Consider the following 14,108-nt stretch of genomic DNA (forward strand, 5'->3'; position numbering starts at 1 on the left):
GGCTTTTGACCTATCGGGCCCCCTGGCGAGCGAAGGATTCGCGAGTGGGGTCGCCTTTCTTTTGCTTACTTCTTCTTTGGCGAAGCAAAGAAAAGTAAGGTGCTCCCGCGCACCCCCGGGTATCAAACATGCGCCGCAGGCTCAGCCTTCAGGTCTTCTGCGGAGATCAGAATAACCCACCCCCTTGGGCAAAGCGGGGCACCCTTGGCTCAAAACGCCATCTGCCACAACCAGTTAGCCCAACGGTGTCCGCATAATCTGCCTGCTGTCGCTGGCTGGCGCGTACAGATATCAGAACGGAAAACGCATTGTCATCGACCCGTGGTACAATCCTCGGCTTTTCAGACTGTTAGCCAAACCCACCCATGACGCGCGCCATCCGTAACATCGCAATTATTGCCCACGTCGACCACGGTAAAACCACGCTGGTCGATCAACTTCTGCGCCAATCCGGCACCTTCCGCGAAAACCAACAGGTAGACGAGCGGGTGATGGACAGCAACGATCTGGAAAAAGAACGTGGTATCACGATTCTGGCCAAGAACACGGCAATCGAATACGAAGGCGTGCACATCAACATCGTCGACACCCCGGGTCACGCGGATTTCGGCGGTGAAGTAGAGCGTGTACTGGGTATGGTTGATGGCGTGCTGCTGCTGGTGGATGCCGTGGAAGGCCCGATGCCGCAAACGCGCTTCGTGACCAAAAAAGCACTGGCCTTGGGCCTGCGCCCCATCGTCGTCATCAACAAGGTTGACCGTCCCGGCGCGCGCCCGGACTGGGTGGTGGATCAGACCTTCGACCTGTTCGACAAGCTGGGTGCCAGCGACGAGCAACTCGATTTCCCGATCATTTATGCATCTGGCCTGAACGGCTTTGCCAAGCTCGAGCTGGATCAAGAATCCGACAACATGCGTCCGCTGTTCGAAACCGTGCTCAAGCACGTGCCGACGCCCGCAGGTGACCCGGAAGCCGCGCTGCAACTGCAGATCGCCGCACTCGATTACTCCACTTACACCGGCCGCCTTGGCGTGGGTCGCGTGCTGAACGGCCGCATCAAGCCGGGCCAGCAAGTGGTGGTGATGAACCACGAAGAACAAGTGTCGTCGGGCCGTATCAACCAGGTGCTGGGCTTCCAGGGTCTGGAACGCGTGCCGGTTGAAGGCGCTGAAGCTGGCGACATCATCATCATCTCGGGTCTGGACGAAATCGGTATCGGCGTCACCATCTGTGATCGCGAAAACCCGGTTGGTCTGCCGGTTCTGGGCGTGGATGAGCCGACCCTGACCATGGACTTTATGGTGAACACCTCGCCGCTGGCCGGTACCGAAGGCAAGTTTGTCACCAGCCGCCAGATCCGCGACCGTCTGAACAAAGAACTGCTGACCAACGTGGCGCTGCGTGTTGAAGACACGGCCGATGCCGATATCTTCCGCGTTTCGGGCCGTGGCGAACTGCACTTGACCATTCTGCTGGAAAGCATGCGTCGCGAAGGCTTTGAAATGGCCGTTGCCAAGCCGCGTGTGGTTTACAAAGACGTGAACGGCGAGAAGTGCGAGCCGTACGAAAACCTGACCATCGACCTGGAAGATGAACACCAGGGCGGCATCATGGAAGAAATCGGTCGTCGCCGCGGCGAACTGACCAATATGGAATCGGATGGTCGTGGTCGTACCCGTCTGGAATATCACATTCCGGCACGTGGCCTGATCGGCTTCCAGTCTGACTTCATGACCATGACCCGCGGTACCGGTCTGATGAGCCACGTGTTTGATGACTACGCACCGGTCAAGGCTGACCTGCCGGGCCGTCACAATGGCGTGCTGATCTCGCAGGATAACGGTGAAGCCGTGGCCTACGCGCTGTGGAAGCTGGAAGACCGTGGCCGTATGTTCGTCAGCCCGGGCGACAAGCTGTACGAAGGCATGGTGATTGGTATTCACAGCCGTGATAACGACCTGGTCGTTAACCCGATCAAGGGCAAGCAGCTGACCAACGTGCGCGCTTCGGGTACTGATGAAGCCGTGCGTCTGACCACCCCGATCAAGCTGACGCTGGAATCGGCCGTCGAGTTTATCGATGATGACGAACTGGTCGAAATCACCCCGCAATCGATCCGCGTGCGTAAACGTCACCTGCAAGAACACGACCGTCGCCGCGCTAACAAAGCGGGCAACTAAGCCGGCACTGCTCACGCTTTGAGTGTGTCGCTTGTACAAAAAACCGGGCCTGGTGCCCGGTTTTTTATCGTCTGCGGCTGGAGCGTCTGACTGCCTTTGTTATGATCGTCGGCTTAAAACGATAAACCGGAGATCGAGACGTGCGTCAGTGGTTATTAGCAGTCGCGTTGTGGCCCACGCTGGCCTGTGCCGCCGAAGGGATGTGGACGCTGGACAATCTGCCCAGTGCGCAGATCAAACAGCAATACGGCTTCAGCCCGGATGCCGCATGGGTGGACAAGCTGATGCACGCATCGGCGCGTATCGCCAACGGCTGTTCGGCCTCGTTTGTATCGCCGAATGGCCTGGTACTGAGCAATCACCACTGCGCAGTGTCTTGCGTTGAGCAACTGTCCACGGCCAGACAAGACTTTGTGGAGCAAGGTTTTCTGGCGCGTGATCTCGCCCATGAAGTGCGTTGCCCCGAAATCGAAATCAACCGGCTGGAAAAAATCACTGATGTGACGCAGCAAGTCAAAGCGGCCACACAGGGCCTGGACGGCGATGCCTTCAAAAAGGCGCAAGACGCGATCAAGGCGCAATTAACCCAGGCCTGTGTGGGCGGCGCTCGTGACACCCAGCGCTGCGATGTGGTCGATCTGTACCACGGCGGCAAATACCATCTGTACCAATATCACCGCTTCCAGGATGTGCGCCTGGTGTTTGTGCCTGAGGCGGCCATCGGCTTTTTTGGCGGCGACCCGGACAACTTCAATTTTCCGCGTTATGCGCTGGATATGTCGGTCATGCGCGTTTATGAGAACGGCAAGCCCGCGCAGACCAAAGATTTTTTCCCCTTGAGTGCCGATGGCGCCAAGTCTGGCGAATTGACCTTTGTGACCGGTCATCCCGGTACCACCCGCCGTCTGCTGACCATGGCACAACTGGCCAATCTGCGTGATATCCGCTTGCAGCATCGCCTGCTGGAACTGGCGGGTGAGCGCGGCATGTTGCGCCAGTACAGCACCGAAGGCGCCGAACAAGCGCGGGTGGCGCATACCGACCTGTTTTATATCGAGAACAGCTACAAAGCCATGTTCGGCCAGCTGCAGGCGCTGCAAGACCCCACGGTGATGGCGCAAAAGCAGCGCGACGAGGCCAGCCTGCGGGCTTTTGTTGCGGCTCATCCAGCGCTCCAGGACAAGGTGGGCGGTGCGTGGGATGCCATTGCCCAAGCGCAGGCCGTGTACACCCGGATCGAGCCAGATTATGTGGTCAAAGAAATGGGCGATGGTTTTGATAGCGAATATTTTGATATCGCGCGCACATTGGTGCGGGGCGCGGCTGAGCGTGCCAAGCCGAATGCCCAGCGTCTGCGCGAGTTTCACGAAAGTGATCTGCCCCAGCGCGAGCAACGCTTGTTCTCCAGCGCGCCGATCTATCCTGATTTTGAAAAAACCAAGCTGACCGCATCGCTGACCCGTATGCGCGAACTGCTGGGGCCGGACGATGCGTTTGTCAAAATGGTGCTGGGCAAGCTATCGCCGCGTCAGGTTGCGAGCCGCGTCATCGACGGCACCAGGCTGGGTGATGTCGCGGTACGCCGTGCGCTGTGGCAGGGCGGGGCGGCTGCGGTCGCGGCATCGGATGACCCCATGCTTCTGCTGGCACGCCTGATCGATCCGGCCGCGCGCTCGGTGCGTCAGCGCTACGAGCAGGACGTCGAAGCGGTTGAGCAAAAGAATGCGGAACTGATCGCGCAAGCGCGCTTTGCGCAACTGGGCGACCGGGTCTACCCGGACGCCACTTTCACGCTGCGATTGTCGTATGGCGAAGTGAAAGGCTGGGATGAGCGCGGCCAGGCGGTGGCACCCTACACCTACTTTGCTGGTGCCTTTGAACGCCACACTGGCGCCGAGCCGTTTGCCTTGCCCGCCAGTTGGCTGGCGGCAAAACCGCAGCTTGATCTGCAGCAGAAATTCGACTTTGTGACCACCAACGACATCATCGGGGGTAACTCGGGCAGCCCGGTGATCAATCAGCAAGGTCAGATTGTCGGCCTGATTTTTGACGGCAATATCCACAGCCTCGGCGGCGCTTTCTATTACGATCCGACCCTGAATCGTTCGGTTGCTGTGCATAGCGGCGCCATTCTGCAAGCGTTGGACCGCATCTATCACGCCACCGATCTGGCCAACGAAATGCGCACCGGCGCGCAGCCGCACTGAGCGCAATGCACGTAAAAAAGCCGTCCTTGCGAGGACGGCTTTTTGCTGGATTGTGCTGGCTCGAATTACATAAACAAAAAGAAGCCGTCGGCAAAATACGCCAGGCCGATCAGGCCCACCGGCAGGGCGCCCCACCACAAGACTTTGCGTTTAAACAAACCGGCAATCGACGAAATCAGAATGGCAACCTGCAAAAAAATCACCGCAATGCCAAATGGCTTGCCGTGTTGCTGGGCCTCATCGCGTTGCGCTTCGAGGGCGCGCGCCTTGTTTTCGATTTCGTGTTTCTCGGCGTCGTATTGCGTCACTTTCTTGCTGTAATCGGCAATGCGCGCATCAAATGCGGCAGCGGCTTTGTTGTCATCCGCCAGCGCTTCGCGTTGCAGCGCCAGGTTATCGCGCTGGATTTGATACAGATATTGTTTGACGCCCTTGGACTGGTAATAGGCCCATTGGTCGCTGGCTTGCGCCTGGCTGATTACACCACGGGTGCTGTAACCGCCGCCTTTAAAGGTAGAGAGGGTGGCGCAAACCGCCAGAACCACGGTGGTGAGCGCCAGATAATTGAGCCACGGGTCTTTCTTTTCTTCAGCCATAGTCCAGACAGATAAAAACGGTTAATACAATCATTTGGCCCGCCCGGCAGGCGGCGCAGCGCATTGTTGCCACAATCCACCGCGCTAGCTGTAACAGCGTGTTAAGCCAGGCGGTGGATGGGCGTAGGGAAGAGGCGCTCAGACGCGGAAGCGAGATACCGAGGCGCGTAATTCGTTGGCCAGTTGCTCCATCGCGCTGACATTGCCATTGGCGGCATGCACCGAGGTGGCGGCGTCTTCCACCATATGCGCAATGCGCTCGACGTTTACAGCGACGCTGCTGCTGGCGGCACTTTGCTCAGAGGTGGCATTGGCCACATCACGGATCTTGTCCAGCGTGGCGGCGGTGCCTTCGTTGATGGCGCGTAACGATTCAGCGGCCTGATTGGCCATTTCAACGCCGCGCGCAACACGTGGCGTGACTTCATCCATGCTGGCAACCACCGAGCCGGTGTCGGTCTGGATTGCCACGATCATCTCGGTAATCTGGTTGGTGGCTTGCGATGTGCGCTCGGCCAGTTTGCGCACTTCATCGGCAACCACCGCAAAACCTCGGCCTTGTTCGCCAGCGCGCGCAGCTTCGATTGCGGCATTCAGGGCCAGCAAGTTGGTTTGATCGGCAATCTCTTTAATCACGCTGGCAATGCCGCCAATTTCGCGCGAGCGTTCGACCAGGCCGCCAATCAAACCGGATGCATCATTGATCTGGCCGGCAATCAGCTGGATTTCGCCCGCGGCGTTGGTCACCAGTTTTTCGCCATGCACGGCGAGTTCGCTGGAGCGTGCCGAGTTGTTTTCGGTTTCGCGAGCGCTGGCCGAAATGTGGTCGACGCTGACCGACATTTCTTCAATAGCCGCAGCCGTGGAGGCTGTTGCGTCCGAGGACTGGCGCGCTGCGCGATTGATTTGCTGCATCTGGCCGGTCAGGCCCGACGTGGCCTGGCCCAGACTTTGCGCGCTGCGTTGAATGTTCTCGATCATCTGATGCAGGCTGTCTTGCATGGCCTGGATTGCGCCCATCAGGCTGTCACGGCTGCGGGCCTGCACCGCGTGGCTGAGATCGCCACTGGCGATGCGCAAGGCGGCTTCGGCGGCGGCATCCGGCTCCCCACCCAGGCGTTGGTAGATCGAACGCGCCATCACGATGGCGATACCACTCACAACGATCAGCACCAGCACCCCAAGGCCGATCAACTGCCAGGCAAAGTGCCAGAACGCTTTATCGATATCGTCGGCCCATTGGCCATAGCCGATCACCCAGTTCCAGCCTTTGATCCGCGCCACGCCATTGGTTTTGGCGACGTCCACGTCCGAACCGATGCGCTTGCTGACGATATCGGCAAATGCAAACTCCTTATCACCCAAGGCATCGGAATAGGCCTGCACCGTGGTCCGGCCATCGGGCAGCGTGCTACCAAAATCAATCTTGCCGCGCTTACGCGGATCGGGGTGGGCCAGCACATAGCCGTCGGCGCGGCGTGCATACACATAATCGCCCGAGCCGTTGTTCAGCCCCTGCAAGGCCTCCACCGCGCGCTCTTGCGCTTCGGCGTCAGTCATTTTTCCGGCTGCGGCCAGATCGCGGTAATGCTCGACTTGTTTGGCGGCCAGCGTGACCAGACTGCGGATGGCATCGTGGCGGTCTTGCAGCATGGTGGCGTGCAAGGTCTGCAGGCCGAAACCGGCAATGACGATAAGCCCGAGCAACGCGGTGGCAACGATCAGCAACAGGCGGGTGGAAAGCTTCATGGTGGTTCTCCGGAGTAGCGGGGACGGGCGCGGCGGTCATTGTCAGGTTGCGCCAAGTTCTCGACTACGGATTCTGCACCTTGTAAGCAGAGCTATGCATCCGTCATGCGCCGCATGCCCGCCGTTGGCTGCTGGACGGCGTCGAGGCTCACTGCAAGCGGGGTGGTTTGCTTTCTACAGGCTGACTTTTGCGGCGCGCTGTGGCGCGCTTGCGACAAACGATCGTTTAAGACAATGCGCATCCCGGTAGGGGCCGTCGCCTTGTTTCCAGCCGGAACCCGGTGACGCCTGCGCGCAAGCAGTCTTGCCATCCAGTTTGCTGTACCAGTGAAACCACGGTGCGGGCGCGGCACTCAGCGGCGGACTGAGCATGAATGTGAGCAATAAACACAGTGTGAGACGCATCACGGTAACTCCGGCGGGGCAGGCACACCATGATGCCGATTCTGAGAATTAACCGCATCTGCTGACACAGGACCAGTGCCATGGCGGCGCAGGGCCGCAGGTTACCAGCGGTGTAATCAGTGTGTTGTATCCATGCCACGGTTTAATGGCTACGCGATGGCAGTAAACCGCGACGAATAAAGCGCGCCAGCCGTGGCTGCAAGCCGCATCGCGCCTGAAACGTGGGGCCAACCAGCGAGCGTACGGACGCTGCCACTAACACCGTATATCGCCAGTCCGACCACCGGCAGTGCCTGTCAGCAAAGGCCAGGTTAAATTAGCACCCGTTAATGCAGCAGCCCGCAAGGCTGGCAGCGTTACGTGTTACCACTCCACCGCAACAAGACCAGAATTGGCAGCCGTTTGTACGGTGTAGTGCATCGAGTAACAACAATAGTGGCCATGGCAACATGACCCGCTACCGGACCAGCCCATCGTGGTGGCCTGTTCTGGAATTGAAATGCCGGTCCCTTTCTGACCGGCATTTTTTATGCGCGTCGTTTTTAGAACGAGGGTTTCAGCCCGACCACTTGCGCCAGCAATTCATACGAACGCAGACGCTCGGCGTGATCAAAAATGGCGGCATTCGCCATGATTTCGTTGGCGCCGGTACGCGCCACAAAGTCGTGCAATTGCGCCCTGACCGTTACCGGGCTGCCCACAATCGAACCACCCAGTTGCGCGTGCACCGAGGCACGTTCATGCGGCTGCCAATAGTCATCCATATTTTCTACGGGCGGATCCAGCGGACCGGGGTTGCCCCGAATCAGATCAACAAATTTGCGTTGCTGTGACGTCGCCAAAAACTGTGCGCGCTCGTCACTATCCGCCACGATCACATTCAACCCCACCATGGCATACGGTTCGTTCAACACGCCGGGGCGGAAAGTATGGCGGTACAAGTCCAGCGCAGCTTGCATGCTGCGGGGCGCAAATTGCCCGGCAAAAGCAAACGGCAGTCCCAGATAACCGGCCAGTTGAGCGCTAAACCCGCTCGAGCCGAGCAACCAGATGGGTATATCCAGCCCTTCGCCCGGGATGGCATGAATGCCATTGCTGCCGCTATATAAATCGGGCCGGAAATAGGCGCGCAGTTCTTGCAGCATTTGCGGAAATTGATCGCCATCGGCGCCAGAATCGCGGCGCAGCGCACGCATGGTGGCCTGATCCGTGCCGGGCGCGCGACCGAGGCCGAGGTCGATGCGGCCGGGGTAGAGCGATTCCAGCGTGCCGAATTGTTCCGCGATCACCAGCGGCGCGTGGTTGGGCAGCATGATGCCGCCGGAGCCGACGCGGATGTGTCTGGTGCCGCCGGCGACATGGCCGATCACCACCGCCGTGGCGGCGCTGGCGATGCCGCGCATGCCGTGATGTTCGGCCAGCCAGTAGCGGGTAAAGCCAAGCTGGTCGGCGTGTTGCGCCAACGATAGCGTATTGGCCAGCGCCTGGCCGGGCGTGCCGCCAGCAAGAATTGGCGAGAGATCGAGGACAGAAAATGGCGTTTGTTCTAGCGGCTTCATGGCGCATCCTGCGGACAACGTAAAGGTTGCTTGCAGGTGGGGATGGGGTGGCGGAATTTCCAGACCGATCGGTCTAATGCGGCACTGCGTATTCAGACGATCAAGGACGCCGCCAGCGCGAACATCACCAGTCCGATCACGCCATCCAGCACGCGCCACGCCTGGGCCGAGGCAAACCACGGCGCCAACAGCCGCGCACCAAAGCCGATTCCGCTAAACCACAACACCGAAGCAGTCATGGCACCCAGCGCAAACCATGGCCGCGCCACGCCGCTTTGCTGGGCCGCTACCGAACCGAGCAGCACCACGGTATCCAGATATACATGCGGGTTCAGCCAGGTTAACGCGGCCACGGTCAACAGCGCTTGTTGCCAGCCGAGCGCGGGTCGCGCGGCTGCGGCGTTGAGCGCGTCGTTGCCCAGAGCCGCTCGCCATGCGCGTAGGCCATACCAGGCCAGGAAGGCGGCGCCCAGCCAGCGCGCGGCCACGGTGAGCAGCGGATAGTTGGCAATCAATGCGCCCATGCCCGCCGCACCGGCTGCGATCAGTAATACATCACCGATGATGCACACCAGCACCGTCAGGCCAACATGCTGCTTTTGCAGGCCCATGCGCAAGACGTGGGCATTTTGCCCGCCTATGGCGACGATCAAACCGCCGCCCAAACCAAAACCTTGTAGCCACGCACTCATCATTGTTTAGCCTTTGCTGACCGGGGCTGGCTCGTATGCCAGCATCGAGACGTATTTTGCCGTGGTCCTGCTGCTCGATGAAGCTGGATTAAGGTTTTTCATATAAGCTGAAAAAAACTTAAGTGCAGCGATCATGAAGCTTGATTATCGCCAGACCGACGCCTTGCTTGCGGTGATCGAAACCGGCTCATTTGAAGAAGCGGCCAGCCGCCTGAATGTGACGGCCTCGGCCATCTCACAACGTATACGCGCGCTGGAAACCCGCCTTGGCCAGCCCTTGGTGGTACGCAGTCGCCCGTGCCGCAGCACGTTGCACGGGCAGCGCCTGCTTCAATATCTGCGCCGCACCGCCTGGCTGGAGGAAGATATGGCGGCAGAAATGGCCGCAGAGGCGCAAGCGCCTTTGGTGATGTCGCTGGCTCTCAACGCCGACACGCTTGGCACGTGGTTTGTGCCTACGCTGGCAGAGGTGCTGATACGCGAACAGGTTTTGCTGGACGTCACGGTGGAAGACCAGGATCACACCTATGCGCTGATGGAGGCCGGCCTGGCGCTGGCTTGCGTCACGACCGAAGCGCAGCCCATGCGTGGTTGCCAGGCAGAATGGCTGGGTTGTATGCGCTACCGCATGGCGGCCACACCGGCCTTTGCCGCGCGTTATTTTCCGGACGGGCTGACACGCGACAGTGCGCGCCTGGCGCCGGTCATGGTGTTCAATCGCAAAGACGCGTTACAGGCGGATTTTTTGCAAGCGCGGCTGGGTCTGCCGCGCTCGGCTTATCCCTGCCACTACCTGCCATCGCATGAATCGTATTACGCCGCCGTGTGCCATGGCCTCGGCTATGGCTTGTTGCCAGACCTGCAGATGGGTGACTCCATGGCGCGCGGCCAACTGCTCGATCTGGCGCCCGCCTGGCCGGTTGATCTGCAGCTGTATTGGCATGCCTGGAAAGTACAGTCGCCGCGACTGGAATCAATTACCCGGCAAATCCTGCAGGCTGCCCGCGCCGTGCTGGGCGGGCAAGCACAAGCACCGCACGGCAGTTAAGCCGCCGCCGCGCGATTCAAGCCGCTGAGCACGCCTTTGATCGCGGCCGTGACGATATCGCTATCGACGCCCACGCCATACCAGATGCCGCCATTGGCCACCCGCAGTTCCACATAGCAAGCCGCGCGCGCTTCGGCCCCACTACCCAGCGAATGTTCGTGGTATTCCACGATTTCGGCGGCGCCGTCGAGGGCCTGGATAAAGGCCGCCAACGGGCCCTGGGCGTGGCCTTGCAAGCTGAGCGCCGCGCCGTCGCGGGTCAGATGGGCCGCCAGCGTTACGCCTTGCGCACCATCGTTATCGATGCGGTGGCCGTGGTACTGCCACGGTTGTTGATGCTCGAGGTATTCACGCGCAAACAGGCTGTATAAATCTTCGGCGCGTACTTCGCGACCGGTGTGGTCGGTTTCGCGCTGAATAACGCGGCTGAACTCGATCTGCATGCGGCGTGGCAATTCAAAGCCGTATTCCTGTTGCAGCACAAAACTGATGCCGCCTTTGCCGGACTGGCTATTGACGCGTATCACCGCGTCATAGGTACGGCCAACATCGGCCGGATCGAGCGGCAGATAGGGTACGGTCCACAAGGTGTCGGGTTGTTGCTGGGCGAAGCCTTTCTTGATGGCGTCCTGATGCGAGCCGCTAAAGGCCGTGTAAACCAGATCGCCTGCATAGGGGTGGCGCGGATGCACCGGCAATTGCGTGCATTGCTCCGCCACCGCACGAACCCGGTCGATATCAGAAAAATCCAGGCCCGGGTCTATGCCCTGGCTGTACAGATTGAGCGCCAGCGTGACCAGATCCACGTTACCGGTGCGCTCGCCATTGCCAAACAGACATCCTTCCACCCGGTCTGCGCCCGCCATCACCGCCAACTCGGTCGCCGCCACCGCCGTGCCGCGATCGTTATGCGGGTGTACCGACAGAATGATGCTGTCGCGGCGCGCCAGGTTGCGGCTCATCCATTCAATCTGATCGGCATAGGTATTTGGGGTCGACATCTCCACCGTGGCCGGCAGGTTCAGAATCATTTTGCGTTCCGGCGTTGGTTGCCAGATGGCGCTCACGGCATTGCAGACTTCGAGGGCGAATTCGGGTTCGGTGGCGGAAAAAGTCTCAGGCGAATACTGATAAACCCATTCGGTTTCCGGATATTGCTCGGTCAGCTGTTTGATCAAGCGCGTGCCGTCTTCCGCCACCTTGCGCACGCCAGCCTGGTCGGTGTTGAACACAATGCGGCGCCATGCCGGGGCCACCGGGTTGTACAAGTGCACGATGGCGCGGCGGGCACCGCGCAATGATTCGATGGTGCGGCGGATCAGATCTTCGCGCGATTGCGTCAGCACTTCGATGGTGACGTCATCGGGAATCAGGTTTTGCTCGATCAGTTGCCTCACAAAATCAAAATCGGTTTGTGAAGCCGAAGGGAAGGCCACCTCGATTTCCTTGAGCCCGATTGCCACCAGCGTCTGGAACATCTGCAGCTTGCGTTCTGCGTTCATCGGCTCGATCAGCGCCTGGTTGCCGTCGCGCAAGTCCGTGCTCATCCAGATCGGCGGGGCGGTCAGCGTGCGCTCTGGCCAGGTGCGATCGGGCAGAGAAATGGCCTTGAAGGGTTGATATTTGCCGGCGGGCTGACGCATGACACAAGCTCCTTTTACAAATTGTCCGATATATAAGAATGCTGCGGCGAATTGGACTCTAATGTGGCAAATAAGCGGGTGCGGTGTCAATTGAATTGAGTGATAGGTCGGATCATTCCTGCAATTGTTATTACGTTTTGGACAAAATGTAGATAATTGCGCTCGATGCTGTCACTTCGGCTTTTTTATGGCTGACACGCAACCTCTGGCCGCTATCATGTCTACTGCATATAAGAATTCGACCTACCCCGACCGGAGCCCGCCGCACGATGCCGCATGACACCCCCCTGATCGCCACCATAGTCGGTGGCCTTGTGCTCGCTTTTATTTTTGGCGCGCTGGCCAACCGTTTCCGGATTCCTCCGCTGGTGGGTTATCTGGTGGCAGGCATTTGTGCCGGGCCGTTTACGCCGGGCTTTGTGGCGGATCAGAGCCTGGCGCCCGAACTGGCCGAGCTGGGTGTCATTCTGTTGATGTTTGGCGTGGGCCTGCATTTTTCGGTCAAGGATTTGCTCTCGGTCAAAAACATCGCCATCCCCGGCGCGATTGCACAGATTGCGGTGGCGACCTTGCTCGGTATGGCGCTGTCGTGGTTTACCGGCTGGAGCCTGGGCGCCGGCTTGATCTTTGGGCTGGCGTTGTCGGTGGCCAGCACTGCCGTGCTGCTGCGCGCGCTGGAAGACCGGCACATTCTGGATAGCAGCGAAGGCCGCATCGCCGTCGGCTGGCTTATTGTTGAAGACATCGTGATGGTGCTGGTGTTGGTGCTGATCCCGGCGCTGGGCAATTTGCTCGGCGCAACCGAAAGCGCCGATGGTCATGCCGCTGCGGCGGGCGGCAATGTCTGGCTGACCCTGGCCATCACCATCGGCAAGGTGATCGGCTTTGTCGCCGTGATGATGTTGGCGGGACGGCGCGCAATTCCGTGGTTGCTCGAACGTATTGCCGGGACGGGTTCGCAAGAATTGTTCCGCCTGGCCGTGCTGGCGATTGCCTTGGGCTGCGCTTATGGGGCGACCCTGATCTTTGGCGTGTCGTTTGCATTGGGCGCATTTTTCGCCGGCATGATGATGGCCGAATCCGAACTGTCGCATCGCGCTGCCGAAGAATCCTTGCCCCTGCGTGATGCCTTTGCTGTGCTGTTTTTTGTTTCCGTCGGCATGTTGTTTGATCCTTCTATCGTGGTGCGCGAGCCATTGCTGCTGCTGGCGACGCTGGCCATCATCATTATCGGCAAGTCGGTGGCGGCCTTTTTGATCGTGATTGCCTTCCGCCGCCCGCTCAGCACTGCGCTGACCATTGCCGCCAGCCTGGCGCAGATCGGCGAGTTCTCGTTTATCCTGGCGTCACTGGGCATCAGCATGGGTTTGCTGCCGACGGCAGGCAAGGATCTGATTCTGGCCGGGGCGATTCTGTCGATCTTGCTTAACCCGGTCTGCTTTACCCTGATGCCACGGGTGGTGCAGTTGCTGTCGCGTTATTTCAAGCATCAAACCAGCCTCGAGGCATTGACCCCGGCGGCCACGCCGCATCACACCGTCATCGTCGGTTATGGCCGCGTGGGCGAAGCGGCGGGCAAACAGTTAGCCGCCGCAGGCCAGCAATTTGCGGTCATCGAAGCCGGCGCTGAACGCGTGATGCAGTTGCGCGAGCAAGGCATCGTCGCCTGGTATGCCAATGCGGTGTCACTGGAGGCGCTGAAGCAAGCGCATATCGAAAATGCGCAATGGATGCTGCTGACCATCCCCAATGCCTTTGAGGCCGCGCGGGTGATCGAACTGGCGCACCAGCTCAATCCGGGGCTGAAGATTGTGGCGCGGGCGCATACCGATGCCGAAGAAGAATATCTGAGCGAACGCGGCGCTGATTTCACCATCATGGGCGAGCGCCAGTTGGGCATCGGCATGAGCGCGCACGTGCTGCAAGCCACGCATTAAGCCGGTCGGCGCTGCGCCTTTGACCGCGCAGCGCATTTTCAAGCTGTAAACCCGCATCGGCACGCCATACTGCGCGATAACTACATCCTGGC

At 59.7% G+C, this 14,108-nt stretch carries 10 protein-coding genes; 4 read left to right on the top strand and 6 right to left on the bottom strand.

Translation table 11 applies throughout. The features are described from left to right. Positions 1–365 precede the first annotated feature (365 nt). Positions 366–2,180 (top strand): translational GTPase TypA, encoded by a 1,815-nt coding sequence (gene typA / locus ACYQ1A_RS03050; protein WP_499360103.1) that lies wholly within the window; start codon positions 366–368, stop codon positions 2,178–2,180. Positions 2,181–2,320: 140 nt separating this feature from the next. After that, positions 2,321–4,387, top strand: a complete 2,067-nt coding sequence (locus ACYQ1A_RS03055; RefSeq protein ID WP_499360104.1) for a S46 family peptidase — start codon at positions 2,321–2,323, stop codon at positions 4,385–4,387. Positions 4,388–4,452: 65 nt separating this feature from the next. Here the strand turns inward: ACYQ1A_RS03055 and ACYQ1A_RS03060 are convergent, their stop codons facing one another. From ACYQ1A_RS03060 to ACYQ1A_RS03080, 5 genes are all read right to left on the bottom strand, one after another. After that, positions 4,453–4,983, bottom strand: a complete 531-nt coding sequence (locus tag ACYQ1A_RS03060; RefSeq protein WP_499360106.1) for a DUF4337 domain-containing protein — start codon at positions 4,981–4,983, stop codon at positions 4,453–4,455. A gap of 138 nt (positions 4,984–5,121) precedes the next feature. After that, the gene (locus ACYQ1A_RS03065; protein WP_499360108.1) at positions 5,122–6,732 is read right to left on the bottom strand and encodes a methyl-accepting chemotaxis protein; all 1,611 of its coding nucleotides are present in this window, start codon (positions 6,730–6,732) and stop codon (positions 5,122–5,124) included. Between the two features lie 174 nt (positions 6,733–6,906). Next, positions 6,907–7,137, bottom strand: a complete 231-nt coding sequence (locus ACYQ1A_RS03070; protein ID WP_062222990.1) for a hypothetical protein — start codon at positions 7,135–7,137, stop codon at positions 6,907–6,909. Positions 7,138–7,679: 542 nt separating this feature from the next. Beyond that, entirely contained in the window at positions 7,680–8,696 is a 1,017-nt protein-coding gene (locus ACYQ1A_RS03075; RefSeq protein ID WP_499360109.1) for an LLM class flavin-dependent oxidoreductase, read from the bottom strand. A 92-nt stretch (positions 8,697–8,788) separates the two neighbouring features. Continuing rightward, entirely contained in the window at positions 8,789–9,391 is a 603-nt protein-coding gene (locus ACYQ1A_RS03080; RefSeq protein WP_499360110.1) for a LysE/ArgO family amino acid transporter, read from the bottom strand. A gap of 130 nt (positions 9,392–9,521) precedes the next feature. Here ACYQ1A_RS03080 and ACYQ1A_RS03085 point away from each other — a divergent pair, with 130 nt between their 5' ends. Next, positions 9,522–10,436 carry a LysR family transcriptional regulator ArgP gene (locus tag ACYQ1A_RS03085; protein WP_499360112.1) on the top strand — a complete coding sequence of 305 codons (915 nt, stop codon included), beginning with the start codon at positions 9,522–9,524 and terminating at the stop codon, positions 10,434–10,436. On the opposite strand, the gene leuA is transcribed toward ACYQ1A_RS03085, so the two are convergent. After that, positions 10,433–12,079 carry a 2-isopropylmalate synthase gene (gene leuA / locus ACYQ1A_RS03090; RefSeq protein ID WP_499360114.1) on the bottom strand — a complete coding sequence of 549 codons (1,647 nt, stop codon included), beginning with the start codon at positions 12,077–12,079 and terminating at the stop codon, positions 10,433–10,435. The two genes, ACYQ1A_RS03085 and leuA, sit on opposite strands and share 4 nt — an antisense overlap. Positions 12,080–12,348: 269 nt before the next feature. Here leuA and ybaL point away from each other — a divergent pair, with 269 nt between their 5' ends. Next, complete coding sequence (ybaL, locus tag ACYQ1A_RS03095; protein WP_499360115.1) at positions 12,349–14,016, top strand: YbaL family putative K(+) efflux transporter; 1,668 nt, start codon at positions 12,349–12,351, stop codon at positions 14,014–14,016. The last annotated feature ends 92 nt before the right edge of the window (positions 14,017–14,108 follow it).

The organism is Silvimonas sp. JCM 19000 (assembly GCF_054652575.1).

Coding starts and splice junctions, on each gene's coding strand:
- typA (WP_499360103.1), top strand. CDS start 366: ATGACGCGCGCCATCCGTAACATCGCAATTATTGCCCACGTCGACCAC.
- ACYQ1A_RS03060 (WP_499360106.1), bottom strand. CDS start 4,983: ATGGCTGAAGAAAAGAAAGACCCGTGGCTCAATTATCTGGCGCTCACC.
- ACYQ1A_RS03065 (WP_499360108.1), bottom strand. CDS start 6,732: ATGAAGCTTTCCACCCGCCTGTTGCTGATCGTTGCCACCGCGTTGCTC.
- ACYQ1A_RS03070 (WP_062222990.1), bottom strand. CDS start 7,137: ATGCGTCTCACACTGTGTTTATTGCTCACATTCATGCTCAGTCCGCCG.
- ACYQ1A_RS03075 (WP_499360109.1), bottom strand. CDS start 8,696: ATGAAGCCGCTAGAACAAACGCCATTTTCTGTCCTCGATCTCTCGCCA.
- ACYQ1A_RS03080 (WP_499360110.1), bottom strand. CDS start 9,391: ATGATGAGTGCGTGGCTACAAGGTTTTGGTTTGGGCGGCGGTTTGATC.
- ACYQ1A_RS03085 (WP_499360112.1), top strand. CDS start 9,522: ATGAAGCTTGATTATCGCCAGACCGACGCCTTGCTTGCGGTGATCGAA.
- leuA (WP_499360114.1), bottom strand. CDS start 12,079: ATGCGTCAGCCCGCCGGCAAATATCAACCCTTCAAGGCCATTTCTCTG.
- ybaL (WP_499360115.1), top strand. CDS start 12,349: ATGCCGCATGACACCCCCCTGATCGCCACCATAGTCGGTGGCCTTGTG.